At 70.4% G+C, this 982-nt stretch carries 1 protein-coding gene; it reads left to right on the top strand.

The features are described from left to right. Positions 1–24: 24 nt before the first annotated feature. Positions 25–982, top strand: a 958-nt coding sequence (locus ACZ3UD_RS37535) for an Ig-like domain repeat protein (RefSeq protein WP_465598556.1), incomplete at its 3' end; no start/stop codon positions are given.

The following is a 982-nucleotide window of genomic DNA, read 5'->3' as shown; positions in this document are numbered from 1 at the left end:
AACACCGTCACCACCACCATTCCCGTGGGAACCGCACCCACCGGCGTGGCGATCAGCCCCAACGGTCTGCACGCGTACGTGACCAACAACGGCGGCAACACGGTCAGCGTGATCGACACCGCCACCAACACCATAGCGGCGACCATTCCCGTGGGTGCGGGGCCGTTCGACGTGGCGATCACGCCCGACGGCCTGCACGCGTACGTGACCAACAACGGCGACAACACCGTCAGCGTCACCGACACCGTTCCCTTCGCTTCCGCCACCACCCTCACCTCGGCGCCCGACCCATCGGTGTTCGGTCAGGCCAAGGTCCTGACCGCCACCGTCACCTCCGTGGACGGCACCCCCACCGGGACCGTGTCGTTCTTCGACGGCGCGACGCTGCTGGGCACCGCCACCCTGGATTCCGGCGGCGTGGCCACCTTCACCACCTCCGCCCTCAGCGTCGGCCTCCACTTGCTGACCGCCGTCTACGGCGGGGACAGCGCCTTCAACGGCTCGACGTCGCCGGTGGACACCCAGACCGTGAACGCGGCTGACACCACCACGGCCCTGTCCTCGGCGCCGGACCCGTCGGCGTTCGGGCAGGGCAAGGTCCTGACCGCCACCGTTGCTGCCGTCGCCCCGGGTGCCGGTACTCCCACGGGCACGGTGTCGTTCTTCGACGGCGCCACCCTGCTGGGCACCGCCACCCTGGATTCCAGCGGCGTGGCCACCTTCACCACCTCCGCCCTCACCGTCGGCAGCCACTTGCTGACCGCCGTCTACGGCGGCGACAGCGCCTTCAACGGCTCGACGTCGCCGGTGGACACCCAGACCGTGAACGCGGCCGGCACCACCACAGTGTTGACGTCGGCGCCGGACCCGTCGGCGTTCGGCCAGGCCAAGGTCCTGACCGCCACCGTTGCTGCCGTCGCCCCGGGTGCCGGTACTCCCACGGGCACGGTGTCGTTCTTCGACGGCGCCACCCTGCTGGGCA

This window comes from Kitasatospora sp. NPDC023118 (genome assembly GCF_055560875.1).
Note: the sequence above shows the minus strand (reverse complement) of the source record. Positions and strands in the feature narration are given on the sequence as shown.